20 protein-coding genes are annotated in these 21,984 nt (G+C 56.8%); 8 read left to right on the forward strand and 12 right to left on the reverse strand.

Features of this window, described 5'->3' with window-relative positions:
* Window positions 1-7 precede the first annotated feature (7 nt).
* The 7 genes from ABLU86_RS06070 (at window position 8) to araJ (ending at window position 6,582) form a co-directional block, all read left to right on the forward strand.
* Window positions 8-139, forward strand: coding sequence for a hypothetical protein (locus ABLU86_RS06070; protein ID WP_015366472.1), 132 nt, complete (start codon window positions 8-10; stop codon window positions 137-139).
* 153 nt (window positions 140-292) lie between these two features.
* Window positions 293-1,408 carry a branched-chain amino acid ABC transporter substrate-binding protein gene (locus ABLU86_RS06075; protein ID WP_015366474.1) on the forward strand — a complete coding sequence of 372 codons (1,116 nt, stop codon included), beginning with the start codon at window positions 293-295 and terminating at the stop codon, window positions 1,406-1,408.
* Window positions 1,409-1,519: 111 nt separating this feature from the next.
* Window positions 1,520-2,434 (forward strand): branched-chain amino acid ABC transporter permease, encoded by a 915-nt coding sequence (locus ABLU86_RS06080; RefSeq protein WP_015366475.1) that lies wholly within the window; start codon window positions 1,520-1,522, stop codon window positions 2,432-2,434.
* Window positions 2,435-2,444: 10 nt separating this feature from the next.
* Window positions 2,445-3,731, forward strand: coding sequence for a high-affinity branched-chain amino acid ABC transporter permease LivM (livM, locus tag ABLU86_RS06085; protein WP_348795990.1), 1,287 nt, complete (start codon window positions 2,445-2,447; stop codon window positions 3,729-3,731).
* Entirely contained in the window at window positions 3,728-4,600 is an 873-nt protein-coding gene (locus ABLU86_RS06090; RefSeq protein WP_015366477.1) for an ATP-binding cassette domain-containing protein, read from the forward strand. Before livM ends, ABLU86_RS06090 begins: the two co-directional genes overlap by 4 nt.
* On the forward strand, window positions 4,600-5,316 hold the full coding sequence (locus ABLU86_RS06095; protein WP_032714576.1) for an ABC transporter ATP-binding protein: 717 nt from the start codon (window positions 4,600-4,602) through the stop codon (window positions 5,314-5,316). The genes ABLU86_RS06090 and ABLU86_RS06095 overlap by 1 nt, the downstream gene beginning before the upstream one ends.
* 84 nt (window positions 5,317-5,400) lie before the next feature.
* Window positions 5,401-6,582, forward strand: coding sequence for an MFS transporter AraJ (araJ, locus tag ABLU86_RS06100; protein ID WP_015705512.1), 1,182 nt, complete (start codon window positions 5,401-5,403; stop codon window positions 6,580-6,582).
* On the opposite strand, the gene ABLU86_RS06105 is transcribed toward araJ, so the two are convergent.
* From ABLU86_RS06105 to adhP, 7 genes are all read right to left on the reverse strand, one after another.
* A complete protein-coding gene (locus ABLU86_RS06105; RefSeq protein ID WP_047038434.1) occupies window positions 6,583-7,674 on the reverse strand; it encodes an alkylhydroperoxidase domain protein in 1,092 nt (363 codons plus the stop codon).
* 9 nt (window positions 7,675-7,683) lie between these two features.
* Complete coding sequence (locus ABLU86_RS06110; RefSeq protein WP_047049164.1) at window positions 7,684-8,673, reverse strand: putative FMN-dependent luciferase-like monooxygenase; 990 nt, start codon at window positions 8,671-8,673, stop codon at window positions 7,684-7,686.
* Window positions 8,670-10,271: an ABC transporter ATP-binding protein gene (locus ABLU86_RS06115; RefSeq protein WP_348795991.1), complete on the reverse strand. Its 1,602-nt coding sequence runs from the start codon at window positions 10,269-10,271 to the stop codon at window positions 8,670-8,672. Before ABLU86_RS06115 ends, ABLU86_RS06110 begins: the two co-directional genes overlap by 4 nt.
* Complete coding sequence (locus ABLU86_RS06120) at window positions 10,268-11,119, reverse strand: ABC transporter permease (protein ID WP_015366483.1); 852 nt, start codon at window positions 11,117-11,119, stop codon at window positions 10,268-10,270. The genes ABLU86_RS06115 and ABLU86_RS06120 overlap by 4 nt, the downstream gene beginning before the upstream one ends.
* Window positions 11,116-12,060 carry an ABC transporter permease gene (locus ABLU86_RS06125; protein ID WP_348795992.1) on the reverse strand — a complete coding sequence of 315 codons (945 nt, stop codon included), beginning with the start codon at window positions 12,058-12,060 and terminating at the stop codon, window positions 11,116-11,118. Before ABLU86_RS06125 ends, ABLU86_RS06120 begins: the two co-directional genes overlap by 4 nt.
* 9 nt (window positions 12,061-12,069) lie before the next feature.
* On the reverse strand, window positions 12,070-13,692 hold the full coding sequence (locus ABLU86_RS06130; protein ID WP_230249617.1) for a TIGR04028 family ABC transporter substrate-binding protein: 1,623 nt from the start codon (window positions 13,690-13,692) through the stop codon (window positions 12,070-12,072).
* A gap of 158 nt (window positions 13,693-13,850) precedes the next feature.
* Complete coding sequence (adhP, locus tag ABLU86_RS06135) at window positions 13,851-14,858, reverse strand: alcohol dehydrogenase AdhP (RefSeq protein ID WP_348795993.1); 1,008 nt, start codon at window positions 14,856-14,858, stop codon at window positions 13,851-13,853.
* A gap of 250 nt (window positions 14,859-15,108) precedes the next feature.
* On the opposite strand from adhP, the gene ABLU86_RS06140 reads away from it, so the two are divergent.
* Complete coding sequence (locus tag ABLU86_RS06140; protein WP_047077606.1) at window positions 15,109-16,050, forward strand: bifunctional helix-turn-helix transcriptional regulator/GNAT family N-acetyltransferase; 942 nt, start codon at window positions 15,109-15,111, stop codon at window positions 16,048-16,050.
* A 45-nt stretch (window positions 16,051-16,095) separates the two neighbouring features.
* Here ABLU86_RS06140 and ABLU86_RS06145 read toward each other — a convergent pair whose 3' ends face one another.
* From ABLU86_RS06145 to ABLU86_RS06165, 5 genes are all read right to left on the reverse strand, one after another.
* A complete protein-coding gene (locus tag ABLU86_RS06145; protein WP_032714567.1) occupies window positions 16,096-17,811 on the reverse strand; it encodes an ABC-F family ATP-binding cassette domain-containing protein in 1,716 nt (571 codons plus the stop codon).
* 322 nt (window positions 17,812-18,133) lie between these two features.
* Complete coding sequence (locus ABLU86_RS06150; RefSeq protein ID WP_116289194.1) at window positions 18,134-18,547, reverse strand: RbsD/FucU domain-containing protein; 414 nt, start codon at window positions 18,545-18,547, stop codon at window positions 18,134-18,136.
* A gap of 45 nt (window positions 18,548-18,592) precedes the next feature.
* Window positions 18,593-19,357: an SDR family NAD(P)-dependent oxidoreductase gene (locus ABLU86_RS06155; protein WP_116289193.1), complete on the reverse strand. Its 765-nt coding sequence runs from the start codon at window positions 19,355-19,357 to the stop codon at window positions 18,593-18,595.
* Window positions 19,358-19,374: 17 nt separating this feature from the next.
* Window positions 19,375-20,682 (reverse strand): MFS transporter, encoded by a 1,308-nt coding sequence (locus ABLU86_RS06160; protein WP_015705501.1) that lies wholly within the window; start codon window positions 20,680-20,682, stop codon window positions 19,375-19,377.
* Window positions 20,683-20,826: 144 nt separating this feature from the next.
* Entirely contained in the window at window positions 20,827-21,873 is a 1,047-nt protein-coding gene (locus ABLU86_RS06165) for a LacI family DNA-binding transcriptional regulator (RefSeq protein ID WP_047058824.1), read from the reverse strand.
* Between the last annotated feature and the right edge of the window lie 111 nt (window positions 21,874-21,984).

The following is a 21,984-nucleotide window of genomic DNA, read 5'->3' on the forward strand; positions in this document are numbered from 1 at the left end:
ACGTTCTATGTTTAGCTCACTGTCGGTATGGACACCAGCGTTCCCGGCAGGCCACGTGACGGCAACAGACCTCCTGACCTGTAAAGACTGGCGCATCGCCGGGGTGGTACCGATTGCGGTCACGCTACGCGACTATTAGTAATCGATCTGGCGATACCTCTCTTCCTGGCGGGTTTTTTGCTTTATCTACCGAAGCCGCTACGGCTTATTCCAGCATTGGCACGTTACGCTGTAAGTGGTTTTTACTGCGCCAGTTTATGGCGTCTGTTCGATATCGCTGAGGACTATCCGAATGTCTTTAAAACTTAAAAAGTTGACTCTGCATTTTGCAATAGCAGGTTGTTTGAGCGCGGCATTTTATGCACAGGCGGATGTGAAGATTGGCGTGGCCGGCCCATTTACCGGGCCGAATGCGACCTATGGCGCCCAATACTGGAAAGGGGCATCGCAGGCGGCGGCGGATATTAATGCCGCCGGGGGAATTAAAGGCGAAAAAATTGTGCTGGTGCAGGGCGATGATGCCTGTGAACCCAAGCAGGCAGTGGCGGTGGCTAACCGCCTGGTTGATGATTCCGGCGTCTCGGCGGTGGTGGGCCATTTCTGCTCTTCCTCGACGATGCCCGCTTCCGAGGTCTATGACGAAGCCGGGATCCTGACCATCACGCCGGGCTCCACCAATCCGCAGATCACCGAACGCGGAATGAAAGATATGTTCCGCATGTGCGGGCGCGATGACCAGCAAGGGGTGATTGCTGCCAACTACATGCTGGATGTGCTGAAGGCGAAGAAGATCGCCGTCATTCACGATAAAGATACCTACGGTCAGGGCTTAGCCGATGCGACGCGCGCGGCGCTCGCGAAACGCGGGACGAAAGAGGTGTTGTATGAAGGCTTATCCCGCGGGGAAAAAGATTTTAATGCCCTGGTAACCAAAATCGGCGCCCTGAAACCGGATGTGGTTTATTTTGGCGGCTGCCATCCGGAAGCCGGCCCGCTGGTGCGCCAGATGCGCGAGCAGGGCGTCCAGGCTAAGTTCTTCTCCGGCGACTGCGTGGTGACCGAAGAGTTGGTTACCGCCGCGGGCGGGCCGCAGTTTACTAATGGCGTGTTAATGACCTTCGGTAAGGATCCGCGCACCATTCCAGAAGGTAAAGCGGTGATCGACAAATTCCGCGCCAGCGGTTTTGAACCGGAGGGCTATACCCTTTACGCCTATGCGTCCATTCAGGCTATCGCCGCCGCCTATAACGCCGCCGGTACCGATAATGCCAAAGCCAGCGAATGGCTGAAAAACCACAGCGTCGATACCGTGATGGGGAAAAAGGCCTGGGATGGCAAAGGCGACCTGAAAGTATCGGATTACGTGGTTTATCAATGGGATGATAAAGGCAAATATCATCAGCTGTAACCCGGGATTGTAGTGCGCATAACGCCCTCATCAGAGGGGCGTCGTACCACCGTAAGCAGCAGACGTTAAGGGCTCGGCGTCTGCTGCACCTTGACTGGCAGGATGGTTCCTATGGCGGCATTCTTTCTGCAACAACTGATCAATGGCTTAACGCTTGGCGCGGTATATGGGCTTATCGCCATTGGCTACACCATGGTTTATGGCATCATCGGTATGATTAACTTCGCCCACGGCGAGGTATATATGGTCTCAGCCTACCTGTGCGCTATCGGGCTGGCGCTGCTGGCCTACTTCGGTATTCACTCTTTCCCGCTGCTTATTTTCGGCACGCTGGTGTTTACGATTATCGTCACCGGGGTGTACGGCTGGGCCATCGAACGCATTGCTTATCGGCCGCTACGTAACTCAACGCGTCTGGCGCCGCTGATTTCGGCTATTGGCATGTCGCTGATTTTACAAAACTACGTCCAACTGAGTCAGGGCCCCAATCAACAGGGGATCCCGACGTTGATGCACGGCGTACTGCGGCTTACGGTAGGAGATGGCGTGGTGCAAATCACCTGGACCAAAATCTTCATCCTGCTCGCCGCCTTTATCGGCATGGTGGTGCTGAGCTGGATAATCAACCACACGCAGCTCGGGCGCGTATGCCGCGCGACCCAGCAGGATCGGCGGATGGCGGCCATTCTCGGCATTAACACCGATCGGGTGATTTCGCTGGTATTTATGATTGGCGCCGCCATGGCGGGCCTCGCCGGGGTGCTGGTGACCATGAATTACGGCACGTTTGATTTTTATATCGGCTTCATTATCGGCATTAAGGCCTTCACCGCGGCGGTACTGGGCGGGATCGGTTCGCTACCGGGGGCGATGCTTGGCGGCCTGCTGCTGGGCGTCGCCGAGGCGCAGTTCGCCGGGTTAGTGAACTCGGATTATAAGGATGTCTTCTCGTTCGCATTGCTGGTGGCGATTCTGATTTTTCGTCCGCAGGGGCTTCTGGGCCGTCCTGTGGTGGCTAAGGTCTAAGGGGGGACATATGACCGATATTTCCCGTTTAGACGGCATCGACGTCAAACGCAGCGTTATCGATAGCGTATTGGCCGGTTTATGCGCGCTGATAGTCTTTGGCCCGATCGTGGGGATCGTGCTGAAGGGGTACAGTTTTACGCTTTCCCCGCAGCGCGTCATCGTGCTGGTGGCGGTGGTGATGGCGGGGCGGCTGTTGCTCAGCCTGCTTTTGCAAACCCGCGGGGGGAAGCGGTTTGTCGGACGTTTTGAAGGCAATGACCAGGGGGTATTTGTCCGTCCTCCCGGCTATCGTAGTCGGCTGCGTTTTGTCCTGCCGCTGCTGGTGATTGCGGCTATCGCTTTCCCGTTAATGGCCAGTAAGTATCTGCTCACCGTGGCGATCCTCGGGCTCATCTACGTCCTGTTGGGGCTGGGATTAAACATCGTGGTGGGTCTCGCAGGGTTACTTGATTTGGGGTACGTTGCCTTCTACGCCATTGGCGCCTATGGTCTGGCGCTTGGCTATCAATACCTTGGCTTAGGTTTCTGGGCAATGCTGCCGCTGGGGGCGGTGATGGCGGCGCTGGCAGGAGCATTATTGGGTTTTCCGGTATTACGAATGCATGGCGACTACCTGGCTATTGTTACCCTCGGATTCGGCGAGATCATCCGTCTGGTGCTCAACAACTGGGTAAGTTTCACCGGCGGCCCCAACGGCGTTTCGGTGCCGTCGCCAACGCTCTTCGGCCTCGAGTTTGCCCGGCGAGCCAAAGAGGGCGGCACCCCGATTCATGAATTTCTGCATATCGCCTACAACCCCAACCTTAAATTTATTTTTATCTATGCCGTGTTATTTATCGTGGTAATGATGGTGCTGCTGATAAAGCACCGCCTGACCCGAATGCCGATTGGCCGCGCCTGGGAGGCGCTGCGGGAAGATGAAATCGCCTGCCGGGCGATGGGGCTGAATCACGTACTGGTTAAGCTGTCCGCGTTTATGCTCGGCGCGTCGACGGCCGGCATCGCCGGGGTCTTTTTCGCCACTTATCAGGGGTTCGTCAACCCGACCTCGTTCACCTTTTTCGAGTCGGCGCTGATTCTCGCTATCGTGGTATTAGGCGGCATGGGCTCGACATTAGGTGTGGTGCTGGCGGCTTTCGTGCTAACGGTCACGCCGGAGTTACTGCGCGGCTTTGACGAATACCGGGTTTTGCTCTTTGGCGTGCTGATGGTCCTGATGATGATCTGGCGCCCGCGCGGGCTGGTGCGCACCGGGCGTATCGGGGTGGAAATCCGCAAAGGAGTCGCGCCATGAGCGATGCAATATTGCAGGTCGAGCATCTGATGATGCATTTTGGCGGGATTAAAGCGCTGAATGATGTCAACCTTGAGGTTGAACGCGGATCGATTACCGCCCTGATTGGCCCGAACGGCGCGGGGAAGACCACGGTGTTCAATTGCCTGACCGGGTTTTACCGCGCCAGCGGCGGCGCCATTCGGCTTAATGCCCGGCAACGAATGACCGATGTGATTCAGGTTCTCGGGCAGAAACTGCATGCCGATGATTTTTTCCATCCCGCGCGCCTGGGACGGCGGATGTACTACAAAATGTTCGGCGGCGCGCATCTGGTCAACCGCGCCGGGCTGGCGCGTACCTTCCAGAATATCCGCCTGTTTCGAGAAATGACGGTGATTGAAAATCTGATGGTGGCCCAGCATATGCAGGTTAACCGCCATCTGATCGCCGGGATCCTGAATACCCGCGGCTATCGCCAGGCGGAGAACCGCGCAGTAGAGCGGGCCTTTTACTGGCTGGAAGTGGTGGAGATGGTTGACTGCGCCAATCGACTGGCGGGAACGCTCTCTTATGGCCAGCAGCGGCGGCTGGAGATCGCCCGCGCGATGTGTACCGGGCCGGAAATATTGTGTCTTGACGAACCCGCGGCCGGGCTCAACCCGGCGGAAACGCGTGCCCTGAGCCGGATTATTCGTTTTCTGCGTGAACATCATGGCGTCAGCGTACTGTTGATAGAACACGATATGAGCATGGTGATGGAAATCTCCGATCGCGTGATCGTGCTCGACCACGGCGATGTTATTGCTCATGGCACCCCGGCCGAGATCCAGGCCAACCTGAGCGTGATCGCCGCATACCTGGGTACCGATGAACAGGAGATCGCCTGATGAGCCAACCGTTGCTGGAATTTCGCGAGGTGAACGTCTATTACGGGCAAATCCAGGCGCTGAAGTCGGTATCGCTAATGGTCAATGAAGGCGAAACGGTGGCGTTAATCGGCGCTAACGGCGCCGGAAAATCCACGCTGCTGATGTCGATTTTCGGCCAGCCGCGGATTACCGATGGCAGTATTATCTATCGCGGACATGATATCAGCCGCCAGTCGACGCACTATATCGCCACCAACGGTATTGCTCAGGCGCCGGAAGGACGGCGTATTTTTGCCGATATGACGGTGGAAGAAAACCTGCTGATGGGCACTATTCCCATAGGTAATCGTTATCAGAATGAAGATAAAGCGCGGATGTATCAGCTGTTTCCACGGCTGGAAGAACGTCGCGCGCAGCGGGCGATGACGCTCTCCGGCGGCGAGCAGCAAATGCTGGCAATCGCCCGCGCGCTGATGAGCCGGCCAAAGCTATTGCTATTAGACGAACCGAGCCTGGGTCTGGCGCCGCTGGTGGTGAAGCAGATCTTCAGCGTTTTGCGCGAGTTGACCGACCAGGGCATGACGCTGCTGCTGGTGGAACAAAATGCGCACCACGCGCTGAAACTGGCTAACCGCGCGTATGTGCTGGTCAACGGCGAAATACGTCTGAGCGGTAGCGGCGCAGAGTTGCTGGATAACCCGGAGGTGAGAAATGCTTATCTGGGGATGGGTTAAGTTGTCGTCGGTCGTAAGGGGAGAAAACAGGGTGTGAAATCGGTTACACTAGCGTCGTGAACGCACATTAAAGTGACCGAATAGATGAAGAAAACGATTTTTTCCTTAGCGCTGGGGACCTTTGGCCTCGGAATGGCGGAGTTCGGCATCATGGGGGTATTGCCGGAAATCGCCCATGATGTTGGCATTACCATCCCCGCGGCCGGCAACATGATCTCGTGGTACGCCTTTGGCGTGGTGTTTGGCGCGCCTGTCATGGCGTTGTTTTCCAGCCGTTTTTCGCTGAAATCAGTGATGCTGTTTCTGGTGGCGCTGTGTGTGGCAGGCAACGCGTTGTTTACCTTCTCCTCAAGTTATCCCATGCTGGCGCTCGGGCGCTTTATTTCCGGTTTTCCTCACGGCGCTTATTTTGGCGTCGGAGCGATTATCTTGTCGAAAATCGCCTCGCCGGGCAGGGTTACCGCGGCGGTCGCCGGGATGATAGCGGGTATGACGGTGGCAAACCTGCTTGGCGTACCGGCGGGCACCTGGCTTGGCCATCAGTTCAACTGGCGTTATACCTTCACGGCCATCGCGCTATTTGATGTGCTGGTGCTTTTGGCGATACTGCGCTGGGTGCCAACGCTGTATGACAAATCAACCACCCGGCTTAGTGAACAATTCCATTTCCTTAAATCCCCGGCGCCATGGTTTATTTTCGCCGCCACGATGTTCGGAAATGCCGGCGTTTTTGCCTGGTTTAGCTATATCAAGCCCTTCATGATAAATGTCTCCGGCTTTAGCGAGTCGGCGATGATGTTCATTATGATGCTGGTCGGATTGGGGATGGTTTTAGGTAATCTCTTTAGCGGCAGGATCTCTGGGCGTTACAGTCCGCTGCGTATTGCGGCGATGACCAACGGCGTCATTGTTGCGGTGTTACTGCTCATCTTTGCCTTTGGCATACAGCCGCTGGCTTCGCTGGTGCTGGCGTTTATCTGCTGCGCCGGGCTTTTCGCGCTCGCCGCGCCGCTGCAAATATTACTGCTACAAAATGCCAGAGGCGGCGAAATGCTCGGGGCGGCGGGCGGGCAGATAGCGTTTAACCTCGGCAGCGCGATTGGCGCTTACTGCGGCGGGATGATGATTACCTTTGGCGCGGGTTGGCGTTCGGTCGCGCTGCCGGCGGCAGCGCTGTCGTTCCTGGCGATGAGCTCGTTGCTGCTGTATGCGCGATACCAGCGGCGGGTAACGCGTCATCGCGTTACCCAGGCAGAGCAGGCCTGATTAATCCCGCCACGGTTCGCCAAGGGTTAGCATCAGGCGGTTAGCCCAGGCGAAGAATGCCGTCGATTGCAGCAGGTCCAGCTGTTCGACGATATCCAGACCCTGCTGCTCCAGCGCGCTGAGATGCGCTGGGGTTATCGCGGGCGGGGTGACGGAAAGCGCGGCGGCGGCGTCAATCTCCGCCTGCCAGCGCGGCCCTTGGCCATCGCTGAGATTCTCCCCAGGCGTTACCGCCAGCAGGGTCTCCACCGCTCGCTCATCTTTGGACAACTGCGCCGCCTTGCGTGCGTGTACCGACGCGCAGTAGATGCAGCCGTTGATTTTACTCGCCACCGTGGCCGCCAGTTCACGCTCGGCGCGCGGCAGGCCGCCCGGCGTATAGAAAATCCCTTTATCGGTCAGCGTGCGCTGTTCAAGCACCGGCTGATTGCGCGCCAGTAAGCGAAAGTAGGGGGAATCAGTGTGGCCGAACTGCGCCAGCAGCGCCTGCTCGGCGGCGTTAAATTCAGCGAGAGGCTTATCGGCAATCCACGGTTCCCAGTGTAATTCATCACGAGTAAAGGCCACCGGCGCAGGTTTACCGCTAACCGTCCGGGGATGAGTGTGCCAGTAGCCGGCAACCACCGGGGTCCCGGCTGCGGAAATTGGTTTGCCATTTAACAATCGTAATCCGCTCAGCAATCGGCTTTGAAAACTGACAAACGCAACAAGCTGCGCCAGCGTTACAATACCGCGCAGGCTCCAGCCCGCGTCGCCCAGCGTTTGCAGCGCCGCGGGCGTCGCTTCCACCGGGGTGAAGGTCAACAGGCGGGCAAACCCCAGCGCAGCGGCAAGCCGTGGGGTTGTCGGGTCGGCAATACCGAAACCGGCGTAATGCGCCGCCAGCGCGTCTGCCTGATGAAGTCTGGCCACTTTTGCGGCGACGGCGAACCGTTCTTCGAGCGGAAAATCCTCATCCTGTTGGCTAAATAGCACCTCGTAACTTCCCTGGGCGTGGCGGGTCGCAGCCTCGCGCAAAGCGCGGGCCTTGCCCAGCGCTGAATCGGCGGCGATCTCCGCCAGTTCAGCCAAAATATCCTGACTTAAGCTCATAGCGACTCCTTATCTGAATTGCGGGGCAATGTGTTTAGCGATGAGTTCGATAGAACGCAGCGTGTCCTGATGTGATGGCTCCACCGAATGGACCTGAAACGAAATATCAGTCACCCGGGTTAGCACACTGTCTTTAGCCAGCGATGCAAGCACATGTGGCGCATCGCCAATGTGGGCATCCAACTGGCGAGCGTAATCCGTGACGGTGTCACCAATAATCTCATGGCCGGCGGCGCGATGGGCTGCCGCCTGTTTACTTAATCCCGGCTCTGCGGCCTGTAGCGCGTACCCCTGACTGTCGGCAATAAACGCGGTGCGGGAAGCCAGAATTCGCGGCGCCACGCCGGCTGGCAGCGCGGCGAGGTAGGCGTCGATAATCGGGTTCTGAATCGCATCCAGCGGCAGTTCGCTTTGACCTGGCGGACGCGGCTGTGTGCGCGATAGCATCAACCCGTGGCCGGATTTCGCGGCCCGAATAGCGCCTTCAATCGAAAAGGTGGCGATCCAAATCCGTTTTGCCAGCTGCGGCGCGGGCGGATAAAGATGGTTGTCCGGATGAGCCAACGTATCGCCGCGCCAGGCGCTTTCAATCAAATGCAGATGATCGGCGAAGACCGCGCCGCGTTGTTCGCAGGCCAGGCCAAAGGGGAGAAAAGAGGTTGGCGTCCCGCCGGAACCAAAACCCACTTCCAGGCGACCCTCTGCGAGTAAATCCAGTACTGCCGCATCTTCTGCGACACGTAGCGGGTTCTCCATCGGCAGCGTAATGATGGCGGTGCCGAGTCGGATCCGTTGCGTATGGGCCGCCGCGTAGGCAAGAAACACCAGCGGCGACGGTAAACCGCCTTCATTTTCATGAAAATGGTGTTGCGCCACCCAGGCGCTATCAAAGCCCAGCCGTTCCGCGTGGCGGATCTGCTCCGTCGCCAGTTGATAGCGCTCTTGCGGCGTGGCGTGGTCGAGTAAACGGGTAAAAAACCCCAGGCGTTTAGGCGTCATGCAACCTCCGTGCTCGGTGCGTGATAATGAGGAATGGCGGCGAGCAGCTCGCGGGTATAGTCGTGCTGCGGCGCGGCGAACAACTGCTTAACCTCGCCCTGTTCGATGACTTGCCCGGCGCGCAGCACCGTCACGCTATGGGCGATGCGGCGTACTGTCGCCAGATCGTGGGTGATAAACAGATAGCTCAACCCGAGCTGTTGCTGTAATTGCAGCAACAGGGCGAGAATTTGCGCCTGCACCGTGACATCCAGCGCTGAGGTGGCCTCATCGAGCACCAGAATCGTGGGGTCGAGGATCAATGCCCTGGCGATAGCGACCCGCTGCCGCTGACCGCCGGAGAGCTCACGAGCGGTTCGGTTGAGTAGCTCCGGCGCCAGCGCGACGCGGGCGGCGACGGACTCTACCCGCTGGCGCCGGGCATCTTTGGGCAGGCGCTGAAAATTCTTCAGCGGCTCTTCGATAATGTCGAACAAGGTCTGGCGAGGGTCGAGTGAGGCGAAAGGGTTCTGATAAACAAACTGAATTTTGCGCCGTAGCTGGCGCTGGGCCTCGCGGCTCAATTGTCCGCTGGCAATACCGTCAATGGTCACCTGTCCGCTATCAGCCTGCTCAAAGCCCAGCAAGATGCGGGCGAGGGTGGTTTTTCCTGAACCCGATTCGCCGACCAGCGCATGGGTACTGCCACGCGGTAAAATAAAGCTTACGTGATCCAGCGCCTGGAGATGACTGCTCCCTAACGCAAAGCGTTTGCTCACGCCTTCAACCCGAATTGCCGGCGTAACAAACGGGCGAATCGTGGTGGTTAAGTGCAGGTTCTGTCCCTGCAGATCGCACAGCAACTGGCGGGTATAGCCGTGCTGCGGGGTGCGAATAACATCACCCGTATTGCCCTGTTCCTGAATTTCACCGTGACGAAAAACCACCAGCCGGTCGGCACGCTGCGCCGCCAGCGCGAGGTCATGGGTGACAAATAGCACCGCGGTGCCGGATTCACGGCGCAAATGATCGAGCAGATTGAGGATTCTTTTTTGTACCGTCACGTCGAGCGCGCTGGTCGGCTCATCGGCAATAATCAAATCCGGCTTCAGGGCGATGGCAATGGCGATCAGCACCCGCTGCTTCATACCACCAGAGAGCTGGTGCGGATACTGGTCGAAACGCTGCTCTGGATGGCTTAAGCCGACTTTTTCCAGCAGGGCGATAACCTGCTGTCGACGCTCGGTTTTACTGCTTTTTTGATGCAGGCGGAGTATTTCGCTGACCTGCGCGCCGATGGTTTGCACCGGGTTCAGCGAGTTGCCGGGATCCTGCGGCACCAGGCTGATTCTGGCCCCGCGCAGGTTATCCAGCCGTTTGCCTGACCAGCGGCTAATCTCTTCACCGTTGAGACGAACCGTCCCGGCATCGAGGCGGGCGTTTTCCGCCAGCAGACCGATAATCGCCTGGGCGGTGGTGGTTTTTCCCGAACCGGATTCGCCGACGAACGCCAGCATCTCGCCGCGTTTAATCGTAAAACTGACCCGGTGAACCACTTCGCGCCACAACCCGCCAGAGCGGTAGCTGATGGTGAGGTTTTCTACGCTAAGCACGTTCATCGGCGCTCCCTATTGAGTTGTTGGCTGATACGATTGGCTGCCAGTACCACGGCAATGACCGCGATCCCGGGGAAAGTGGTGAGCCACCAGGCGGTGGAAAGATAGTTGCGCCCCTCGGCGATAAGTAATCCCCATTCCGGCACCGGCGGCGGAGTGCCGTAGCCGAGAAAACTCAGGGTTGAGAGGGCGAGAATAGCCTGGCCAAATTGAAGGGTGGCGAAAGCCAGCACCGGCGAAAGCGCGTTAGGCAGAATATGCCGCCAGAACACGGCCAAAAAGGTTCCCCCGCTACCATAGGCTGCTTCGACATAGTCGCTGTGACGAATGCGCACGACTTCGGCGCGCGACAGTCGAGCGAAACTGGCGATCGCGGCAACGCCGACCGCCATGGCGGCGTTCAGAGTGCCAAAACCAAGCAGTATGATTACCGTTAGCGAAAGCAGGAGCGAAGGAATCGCCAGCAGAATATCGACAATCCGCATGACGACCGCTTCGACCCGCCCGCCCAGCGCGCCGGCAACGGTGCCCAACGCCGTACCGAAAACCAGGCCCATGGCGACGGCGGCCAGGGCCGCGGAAAGCGAATGTCCTGCGCCGTAGACGATGCGGCTCCACACATCGCGACCGAGTTGGTCGGTACCTAACCAGTGTCCCGCCTGCGGCGCCAGACGTTGGGCGCCAGCGATGCCGTCGAGTGGATTAAACTCGGTGAACCATTGCGGCGCGAAAGCCATTAGCACCGCAACCGTCATTACCAACCATGCCAGCCACAGCCCCGGCTGCAAGGAAAAACGGCGCCAGTTGACCGGACGGCGTCGCACCGCCGAGGCGTAATCGACCAGACTCATAGCGCACCTCCGCGCAGGGGTTTTAAGCGCGGGTCGAGCATCGGCATCAGCAGATCGACCAGCAGATTGATGACGACGAAGCCCAGCGCTGAAATCATCACCACGGCCTGAAGAATGGCAATATCCTGATTATTCACCGCCTGCTGCGTCAGTTGGCCGAGCCCGCTGCGGCCAAAAACGGTTTCGGTAATTAAGGCCCCGGCGATCAGTTCTCCCAACAGCAGGCCGGCAATGTTTAATGTCGGTAACAGAGCATTGCCGGTGACATGCCGCCATAACACCCGTGTTTCGCTCATTCCCTTGGCGCGAGCAACGGCGACGAAGGGTTGTGCGGCGATGTGATCCATGGTGCGTAACAGAATTTGCGCCAGCGGCGCGGAAATCGGTATCGCCACCGCGATAACCGGCAGCACCAGGCCTTGCAGAGGTCCGGGATTGATAACCGGGACCCAGTGCAATTGGAATGAAAAGATCTGGATTAAGGCGATGCCGAGCCAGAAGGTCGGCAGTGAGATAAACAGCACCGGCAGCGACTGTAGCAGATTGCTGATACCGCGTAGCCACGGCAAACGCGAAGCGGTAGCGATCGCAAAGGCCAGCAGAACCGCCAGCACGAAGGCCGGCAACGCCAGCGCCAGCGTGTCGGGTAAATTGCTGGCAATCAGGGAACTGACAGGCAGTCCCGCCTGCAGTGAATAGCCGAAATCCCCCTGCAGCATGGCCAGCAACGTGTGCAAATATTGCCTCCACAGCGGGCTGTCTGCAGCATATGCCACACGCATTTCGGCGATCTGTTGCGGGCTCAGCCCCAGATCGGGGTTCTGAAACTTAATCAAAATCGCGTCGCCGGGCAGTACCTGCAGCAGAAAAAAGGTCAGGGTGAAGGCCGCCCACAGTACCAGCACGCCTTGTGCCAACCGTCGCCAAAGATAGTGGCTCATGCCGCCCCCTTAGTGTTTATCCAGCCATGCGCCGTAAAACGACGGACGTCCCACGGCTTCAAAACGTACGCCTTTTACCCATGGCGCGCCGGCAAAGACCTGCGGTTCTTCAAAGATGGGAATGACGTAGGCGTTGTCCAGCAGATAACGCTGCGCATCGCCAGTTAACTGCAGACGCTTTTGCGCATCCACTTCGGCAGAGATTGCGGTTAACAGGGCGTTGAGCTTATCGTCACGGAAGGTTTTAACTTTGTCGCTCGAACCGCCCTGTTGCAGTAGGGCATCGCGGTTGGCGGGGAAGAACATACTCTTCACCACATCCGGGTCGGCGCGGCCGACTTCAGAGACGGTTAATGGCGTTTTCAGCGGGTCGAGATTATCCAGTACCCGGCTGCCGGCGTCGCCGGCTTTCACGTTTAAGGCCACGCCAACCTGACGCCACTGCTGCGCAACCAGCTGTAGCACCTCTTTGTTCTGCGGCTGCGGCAGGGATTCATAGACCGTGAGCGCCAGCCGCTGTCCCGCTTTTTGTCGGATACCATCCGCGCCCGCCGTCCAGCCCGCCTCATCCAGCAGCTGTTTAGCTTTCTGCTGATCGAAGGCCAGTTTGTCGCTTAAATCGACGTATCCCGCCGCGGTGCGGGCGATAACGGAACTTGCCTGCGGATAGTTTGGCGAGAAAAGGGTCTCAACAACCTGTTTGGCGTTGGTAGCATGCAGTAGCGCCTGGCGTACCCGCAGGTCGGCAACCAGCGGGTTATCCGGACGGAAGCTCAGGCTATCGTTTACGCCGCGCGTCGGCGCAGCGTAAATATTAAAGCCCTGGTCGGTTGCCTGTTTTTCATCATAGGCTTGCACCTGGCGAATAAACCCGGCCTGTCCCGCCAGTAGCGCGCCAATACGTACGCTATCTTCCGGCGTTACGATATAGGTAATGCCGTCGAGGTTCGCCGGGCCTTGCTGAGCAAGATTTTTCGGCCCCCATTGATAATCTTTCCGCGCCACCAGCGTTAATTCGCGTCCGGGTTTTTCATCTTTTACCGTAAAGGGGCCGGAACCGATGATATGGCGGGCATCGCCCAGCGCCTCAAAGCTCCGCGCCAGAGTGCTGAGGGAAACCAGCCCGGAGCCAATCGTTGCGGTACCTTGCAGGAATCCCGGGGAGGGCTTTTTGAAGTAGAATTTGACGGTCAACGGATCGATGACTTCACTGCGATCGTAATTGTTGATCACTTCGGAAACCGGCAGACGCAGTGCTTTATTGCCCAAACCGTAGGTATCAAAGTTCTTTGCGACCGCATTGGCATCGAGTGGGGTACCGTCAGAGAAGGTGACGCCAGGCCGCAGCTTAAAGGTATATTCGGTCTTCTCGTCGTTGCTACTCCAGCTTTCGGCGATCCACGGCTCGATAGCTAGCGTTTCCGGGTTTTGCCAGGTTAGCTTGTCGGTTATCTGATTGAGGATCCCGCCGTTAGGGTAAAAACCGCCGGCCGGCGGATAGAGATTAGTATGCGGCTGTTGTTCCAGATAAATTAAGGTGCCGCCTTTGATCGGCGTTTGCGCCGCCGAAACCGAAAACGCGCCTGCAATAAAAAGGGCGGCAAGCGTAGGCAGGCGAAAGCGATTTTGCATGGTGAATTCCTTTGTTATCTATTGTCTTGCCATCATCGGGCGCGACGGAATACAAAGGAACCAACGATTTGCGCTAAGCATTTGCGAAATCTGACTATTCCCATCATGCGGGAATAGTCAGCAGGTTAGGCTCTTTCGTCTGGCATAGTCAGACAGAATTAACGGCGGAAATCGATAACCATACGGCCGCGGATTTGACCCTGTTCCATCTCCTTAAAGATGGCGTTGATATCGCCGAGCGGGCGCAGAGTGACTTTCGGCAACACTTTGCCTTCGGCGGCAAACTGGAAGGCTTCAATCAGATCCTGACGGGTACCTACCAGTGAACCTACTACTTCAATCCCGTCCAGCACCAGACGCGGAATATCGAGGCTCATTGCTTCCGGCGGTAGGCCAACGGCGACGACGCGGCCGCCGGCGCGAACCGCATCCACGGCAGAGTTAAATGCCGCTTTAGCAACCGCGGTAACCACGGCCGCGTGGGCGCCGCCGGTTTTCTCCTGAATGATTTTGGCGGCGTCTTCGTTGCGGGAATTTACCGTCAGGTCGGCGCCCATCGAGGCGGCAAGCTCCAGCTGCCCGTCGTTGACGTCAACGGCGATCACTTTGGCATTAAAGACGTTTTTGGCATATTGCAGCGCCAGGTTACCCAGGCCGCCGAGGCCATAAATGGCAATCCACTGGCCGGGCTTGATGTGTGAGACCTTCACCGCTTTATAGGTGGTGACGCCGGCGCAGGTGATGCTGCTGGCGGCGGAATCCAGTCCATCCGGCACTTTGACCGCGTAATCGGCGGTGACGATACACTCTTCGGCCATCCCGCCATCGACGGTATAACCGGCATTTTTCACCGAGCGGCACAGGGTTTCGTTGCCGCTGTTACAGTATTCGCAGTGGCCGCAACCTTCAAAGAACCACGCCACGCTGGCGCGATCGCCCGGCTTCAGCGACGTCACGCCAGGGCCGACTTTTTCCACGATGCCGATGCCCTCATGGCCGAGAATGACGCCGGTTTTATCGCCGAAATCGCCGTTTTTCACGTGCAGGTCAGTGTGGCAGACCCCGCAGCATTCCATTTTCAGCAGCGCTTCGCCATGCTCCAGCGGGCGTAACTTTTTATCGGTTACATCAATCTGGTGGTCGTGGGTGACTACAGCAGCTTTCATGCGTTTCTCCTTGTTAATGATACGAAGGTGCTAACAGCGAAAATAATACTCATTAAGGATTAGATCTTATGTCGCTAATTACAAGCGGTATGGTTGGGAATGGGGGGATTTGCCGCATATTTGGCACAATATTCATCCGTTTATACCAATTTTAGGGGGCGCAACCTGAAAGGAGCGGAGTATGCCAGGGCCATTGACAGAGCGTGTTGATAATGGTTGTATTATGCAACTACCTTTCGCGGATATTACCATGCCTGACACTTTACTTATCAATCAAATTCGTTCCGCATCACGATTGATGGTGCGCGAGCTCGGCTTTATGAACAGCACGCTGGCGGCGACCGACTATTCACCTTCAGCGGTGCATGCGCTGCTGGAGATTTCTACTCATGGCGCGATGACCGCCGCGCAACTGGTGCAGGTATTGGGGCTGGACAAATCGAGCGTCAGCCGAATGTTATCGCGCCTGCAGACCGCTAACGAGATAGAGGAAAATGGTTGTGTTGATGACGGGCGTTTTAAACAACTCTCATTGACAACCAAAGGGCAGGCGACGGTCGCCCGCATTCATGACTACGGCGCCATGCGGGTGATTGAGGCGCTGGCGCATTTGGATAGCGCACAGCAGCAGATCGTTGCCGAGGGGTTGACGGCCTATTCGTGGGCGCTTGAGCGCTGTCGTCAGCAGCCGGTCACGAGCAGGCCAAACGACATCACGATAGTTACCGGCTATCAGCCGGGAATGATTGGCCGCATTGCGCAAATGCACGGTGAGTATTACGCCCGTCATTACGGCTTCGGGCATTTTTTTGAAGGTAAAGTCGCCAGCGGTCTGGCTGAATTTTCTGGCAGGCTGAACAATCAACGTAACCAGATTTGGCTGGCGGTCAAAAATGGCGTCATCGTCGGCTCTGTCGCCATTGATGGCGAAGACCTCGGGAATAATGAAGCGCATCTACGTTGGTTTATTCTCGGCGATGGCTGTCGGGGCAGCGGCGTGGGGCGCTGCTTGCTGACTGAAGCTATCAACTTTTGTGATAATCAGCGCTTCGATGCGGTTCAGCTATGGACGTTTAGCGGCTTGCAGGCGGCGCGTAAATTATATGAATCCTTTGGGTTTACGCTGAGTAAAGAGTGGCAGGGCGATCAATGGGGGAAGACCATGCTTGAGCAGCAGTTTACCCGCCGGTAAAGCTGTTATGCCACCGGGGCGCTGACGCTCCGGTGACATAGGCATTTAACTCAGATGGGTATTTATCTCCTCAATCTCCTGACGCCACAGCGCCTGTAGCTGCGGCTTCTGATGCTTCGGCTTACGCTGCAGATCGTCCGCCAATAGCTGTTCCAGCATCACCAGACGTTCCAGCAAATCCTCTTGCAGGTCGTCGACGGGCGGCGCCTGCGGCGGCGTTTGCGTCGCCGGGCTCTGAAGGCGCTCGTTGCCGCGCAGACGGGCGTACACCTCGTCGACGTCGTGCCACTCGCTTAACCCGTTTTCATCAATTAACCAGAAGCGGTTACAGCTCTGGCTGATGAGCTGTCGATCGTGGCTAACCAGCAGCAGGCCCCCGGGATACTCCCGCAACGTCGCCGCCAGCGCCTCTTTTCCCTCCATATCCAGATGGTTGGTGGGTTCATCGAGCAGCAGCAGGCTATAGCTCGCCAGCGACAGGCCGACAAACAGCAGCCGTGAACGTTCGCCGCCGCTGAGGGTGCTGACCTTCTGCCCGTGTCGCGCCCAGCCGAAGCCGGCGGAAATCAGCGCCCGCTTGCGCGTTTCCGGCGAAGGCTCAAAGGGCTCCAGCGCCTCCAGCAGGCTGGCCTCATCCGCCAGTTGATGCAGGGTTTGATCGTAATAACCCGGATGTAGTCGAGGATGTAAACGCAGCCCGGCTTCGCTAGCCGGTTGCTGCATTTGTCGCCATAACAGGCGCAGCAGCGACGATTTCCCACCGCCGTTGCGCCCCATTATCGCTACCCGGTCGCCGCTTTGCAGCCGCGCCAGACCGGTGGTGAACAGGGCGGGGAGACCGGGCGCCGGCGGCACGGGGAGATTTTCCATCTCCAGCAGACGGTCGGCGCGAACGGCGTCGCCATGCACCTCAAGACGCCACGGCGTGCCGGCGGTGAGTTCCGTCTGGCTATCCTTCAGGCGTGAAACCTGCTTTTCCATCTGCTTGGCTTTACGCGCCAGATCTTCGTTATCGTAAACCCGACCCCAGATGGCCAGCCGTTTGGCGCTGGCAGCGACGCGGTCGATCTCCTTTTGTTCCGCTTTGTGGCGCAGAGCATCGCTTGCATCTTGTTCCTGCAGCGCTTGACGGGCGGCGCTGCAGGGTAGTGAGAAAGCGTGCAGCGTGTTATCACGTAAAATCCAACTGGTATTAGTTACAGCATCCAGTAAGAGGTTATCGTGCGACACCACCACGAAGCTCCCCTGCCAGGTTTGCAAGAAGCTTTCCAGCCACAGCAGGGTCGGCAGATCGAGATGGTTGCCTGGCTCATCCAGCAACAGCAAATCGGGTTGTTGGATCAACGCGCGGGCGAGCAACAGACGAGTATGTTGTCCGCCGCTCAGGGTGGCGGCTTGCTGTTGGGTCTGTTGAACCGTAAAACCCATTTCAGCGAGCAGTCGCTCCGCTTGCCAGCGCAGCGAATCCCGTTCGCCCGGCGCCAGTTTTTCCAGTACCACCTGCAATAGCGGTTGGCTGAGTAGGGCGTCAGGCAGATGTTGTTCTACGCGCGCCAGCAGGCAGTGATTAGCCCGCGATACGCTGCCAGAATTCGGCGTGAGAGTGCCGTCCAGCACCTGCAATAACGTGCTTTTCCCGCAACCGTTATAGCCAATCAGGCCAATGCGATCGCCTTTTTTCAGGGTAAAGGAGAGGTCGTTGAAAAGTGGGCCAAAGGCCGTATCAACGTGGAGAGATTGTGCGCTTAAAAGTGTGCTCATTGTGAACTTACTCAAGAGTTACAGGCATGAGAATGCCTCGTCAAACATCGCTGACGATAACCCGGTAAGCCCGAGGAAGGGATTTAGTCGTTGGCTTCTTCGCTCAAGCTAAAGTTATCGCAGCACGATACCGATAACGCTTGAGCTGGTGCGATCGCCAAATGTATGTGAAACATTAAACAGTTCACAGTACAGCATGGGGATCCTCCTTATTTTTTCAGTAGGTTGATGGATGCAGGGAGTGTAGTGGCTAAATTGTCTTTTGACCAGATACCAGCATTGAGGATCGCGCCGCCGGTCTTATCGGCGGCGGGTATGACGATTAGGCCGGGGCCACGGTGAGTAGTAGGTTGGCAAAACGACGCTGTTCGCCGGAAGCGATGACCAGTTGGGTCAATGGCAGCCGGGACCTTGCGTAGAAAGCTTCGCGTTCGACATATTCAAGCGGGCAGTTTGTCGGTAGAAGCTCCCGGTATTCACTGGCAATGGTGTTAGTGAATTCCGCTGGTGATGCCATCAGCGTCGCGTGTTCGACATTAACGCAGGTAAGCAGTTTTTCGACGATATAAGTTGCCGGTACCATGCCTGGCGCGAGGTTGAGCTGAATCAACGTGGCATCGGCATTGGCATTAACGCGACAGGCAAAATTGCTATCCGCAATGAGAATTTGTGATTTATGGCCGCACCACGCCAGAGCAGCCAGCAGTTGTGGATGGATAATTTCGAATTTGATCATCAGGAACTCCCTGGCGGGCGGCGATTTCTGGCCGCCCGGTTTGCATTACATGCGATAAATTCCGCCGTTAATATCGATAGTGGCGCCGGAGATAAATCCGTCATACTCGCCGGCAAGGAAAGTGATGGCGCGGGCGACGTCATCGGGCGTTCCCGCGCGCTGAAGCGGAATTTGCCGGATGGTTTCGTCAGCCGAAGCCTGTGTGGTGTGGCGGTTATGAAAACGGGTGCCGAGAATAAGCCCCGGCGCAACCGCATTGACGCGCACGCCGTGCTCGCCCAGTTCAGCCGCCAGCGAGCGTGTCCAGGTCAGGATGGCCCCTTTTGTGGTTGAATAGGCGAGAGAACCGGCATGCCCCCCGGAGCGCCCCGCCAGCGAGGCGAGGTTAATGATGCTGGCGCCATCCGTTGCCGATTTAAGCCAGGGAAGCGCCGCCTGGGTGACGTTAAGTATGGTGGTCATATTGACGTCTAACACCGTTTGCCAGAACTGACGGTCAATTTCGCCAAGCCACTTACGCCCGACGATACCGCCGACGTTATTCACCAGGATATCGATACCGCCGAGGAATTCCGCGGCGGCCTGCACGCAGGCGGTCGCGTCCTCAGTGTCAATTAAGTCCGCATAGCGCCAGGCCGCTTTTTGCCCTCGCGCGCTGGCGATAGCCGCCAACTTTTGCGGGCCTTCTTCACCGCTGTGATAGTGCAAAAAGACATCGCATCCCGCCAGAATCAGTTTTTCCGCCGTAGCCCAGCCGATACCTTGTTCAGAGCCGGTGATAAATGCTTTTTTTCCAATAAGAGTTCCCATGATGTTTCCTTAAATTTTCAGGATTGAATGACGCCTTCGCGCTGTCTGGCGCAGTAGAAAATGCAAATCAGGCCGGTGATCAGCAGGCACATGGCGAGGAATATCAGTCCCGGCGTGCTGCTGTGGCTGAAGTCGTTAAGGAGGCCGACCACGTAAGGGGCGACGAAGCCGCCCAGGTTGCCGATGCAGCTCACCACGGCGAGACCCGCGGCCGTCGCTGCGCCTGCCGAGACGTTGGCAGGCATCGATAAGAAACACGGTACCGCGGTATAGATACCAATGGCGGCAATGGTCAGGAATGAGAGTGAAATCGCGACGTTGAACTTAAAGAACACCACCGCGCCGGCGAGCCCTAATGCGGCGACGACCATACTGATACCGGCAAAAACGGCGATTTTGCGTGTTTTACTGGCCAGCATACTCCATGGATAAACCAGTAGCGCCGCCAGGCCGTAGGGGATAAGGGCAATCAGGCTTACGCGAAGAATATCATCGCCGGAAATAGCGGTAATAATCGACGGTAGCCACATCCCGAAGCCGTAAATCCCACAAACCATCCCGAAATTCAGCAGCGCATAAAGCAGGTATTTGGGATTTTTAATACCGCTGGCGAACTCAGCCAGCGAGACTTTACTCCCTGATTTTGAACGGTTCGTACTACTCATTAACCACGCCTTTTCTTCAGCGTTGAGATAGCCGACTTCTTGCGGTGAATTCTTAATAATAAAAGGGATGAACAGGCCGATAACGATCGGCGGAATACCTTCGAGGATAAATAACCACTGCCAGGATTCAAGGCCAAACCAGCCGTTATCGATATGCAGAATTAAGCCTGAAATCGGTGAACCCACGGCGTTGGATAGCGGCTGGACAATAATGAACATGCCGAGAATTTTGGTCCGCCAGGCTGGCGGAAAAAAGATCGTGAAGTAGTACACCACTGAAGGGAAGAAACCGGCTTCGCACACGCCAAGCATAAAACGACAGATATAGAGTTCGGTCGGCGTTCTGACGAACCCCATCAAAGTGGCAAATATTCCCCAGGTGATCAGAATACGCGCGAACCACAGCCGCGGACCGAACTTAATCGTGCCGGCGTTGCTGGGAATTTCAAACATAAAATAACCGATGAAAAATATTCCCGAAGCAAAGCCAAAGGCGGTGGCCGTCAGGCCAAGGCTATCTTCCAGCGCCATTGCGGCGTAGGCCATATTATTACGGTCAAGAAAAGCCAGAAAATAAAGCAATATCATTAATGGAACAATATGCCATGTCAATTTCTTAATGGCGCTCTTTTCTATATCTTGCGCAGATTGTAGGTTCATCATTATTTCCGGTTATACTCGTTAAAGTACAAAAGAATGGGATGGAAATCCCGACATTAATATTCGTTTTGAATGTAATAGGGTATAGGTCTCCCTGCAGATAATAACTATTATCTGCACCATGCTATTTATTTATAAAAACAACTAGGGTTGCTTTATTTTTACCGACTGACGCTGTATCACTTCCGGTGCAAAGATAAATTCGTCGGTTTGTAATCCCGGCTCAGCAATTCTCTGGACAAGCCGCTCAACCATCATCGACGCCATTGCCGAAAGCGGGGCCATTACCGAGGTGAGGCCCGGTGATGATAACGCCGACAGGGAGATGTTATCGATGCCAATCACCGAAATATCTTCCGCTATTTTCAGGCCCTGCGCGCGTAGCCCAACCATCAGGCCGATGGCTAAAGCATCGTTAATCGCTACCACGCCATCCACTCGCGGCGTTAAGGCGCTAATTTTTTGCGCCAGGCTTACGCCCAGTTCGAACATCTCGGCGTCGCCGAATTCCCGATTGCCTTTGCCTTCTATCACCACGCCTCTGGCCGCTGTACCGCTTTGGGAAAGCGCGGACTGAAAGCCGAGGATTTTATGGCTGCGTCCCAGCGTTAACCCGCTTTCGGTGGCAAAGACGATATTACGGCAACCGTTGTCCAGCAGATGTTGCGCCGCCAGACGTCCCGCTTCAACGTTGTCCATTGAGACACTATCGAAGTAGCGCGCCCGAGGCGGGACGCTTTCGGCCAGACGGTTGTCATAGCTAATAATGGTCATGCCTTGTTCCGCTGCGCGCACAAAGTGGGTTTTGCGTACGTCGCTGGCGGCAACTATCAACCCGCGCACGCCATGGGAGAACATATCCGCGATAAAGGCTGACTCCTCGTCGGCATCGCGGCAGCAAATGCCTAATAACAGCCGGTGGCGAAACGCGCGTGCCGCAGTATCCAGTTCATGCGCTAGCGCTGAAAAGCTGGGATTGACGATAGACGGTACCATCAGGCCGAGCATTTTGGTTGCTGAATCGGCGACCGGCGGAGCGCAACGCGCAGGGCGGTAATTTAGCTCAGCCATCGTTTTGACTATCCGCTGTCGGGTCTCTTCGCGCATCTGTTGCGTGCGATTATTAAGTACGTTGGACACGCTACTAATTGAAACTCCAGCCCGCCGGGCGACATCACGAATATTCGCCATACTTAAACCTTCTGTTTTCTGCTGCGCGCTTATTTCAGCGCCGCGGTATCTGTTTGCTAATTTATCGGTGAGCGAACAGGCGGGCAAGGTTTTTACCTCCCGGCAAGCGAG

Source organism: Klebsiella sp. JN_Kp121 (assembly GCF_040062145.1).
GTDB classification, from domain to species: domain Bacteria; phylum Pseudomonadota; class Gammaproteobacteria; order Enterobacterales; family Enterobacteriaceae; genus Klebsiella; species Klebsiella aerogenes.